1 protein-coding gene is annotated in these 693 nt (G+C 65.4%); it reads left to right on the top strand.

What is annotated here, in order from left to right; all coding sequences use genetic code 11:
* Positions 1-183: 183 nt before the first annotated feature.
* Positions 184-693: Mu transposase domain-containing protein (locus tag AruPA_RS21585; protein ID WP_408859158.1), on the top strand; the 510-nt coding region annotated here is incomplete at its 3' end.

The raw sequence follows: 693 nt of genomic DNA on the forward strand, positions 1-693 counted from the left end.
CACCACGGGTGGCACAGCTAGGCGGGTCGGTCCTGCGCGCGAAGTAGCCGGGCCGTTAGCCGCTCGTCTGATCGCAAGTCGCGCAGCTCTAGCCGGTACTGGCCGTGGCCTTGGTCTACTAATAGTCTGCTCGCCGATTGCCGGGCCGATGAAGCGCGCGTCCTGGCTGGGCGGATCGACACGGTGGGCACCACGATGAATATGGAGCGCGACCATCTGCTGCCATGCGCGACCGAGGGGTTCGACATCGCCGAGATCGCCTTCCCGCTGGTCGACAAGCACGGCTGTGTGCTGGTGAAGACAAATTTCTACTCGGTGCCAGTGAAGGTCGGTACACGGGTGGAGGCGCGGATCCGGCCGCTGCATGTCGAGATCTGGTACGCCGGCAAGCAGATTGCCCGCCACGAGCGTTGCCATCAGCGGTGCCAGCATGTGCTCGACCTCGAGCATTATCTCGAGGTGCTGAACCACAAGCCAGGCGCGTTCGCCGGCTCCAAGCCCTTGGCGCAATGGCGCGCCGCAGGCCGCTGGCCCGACACCTACGACGTGTTATGGACCCGGTTGCGGGCACGCCACGGCAAGGAGAAGGGCACGCACGCGATGATCACCGTGCTGCTGCTCGGCCAGGAATTCGGCCATGATCGGCTGCGTACGGCGATCACCACCACCGTCTCGCTCGGGGCCTGCGATGTG

Source organism: Acidiphilium sp. PA (genome assembly GCF_026191915.1).
Classification (GTDB): domain Bacteria; phylum Pseudomonadota; class Alphaproteobacteria; order Acetobacterales; family Acetobacteraceae; genus Acidiphilium.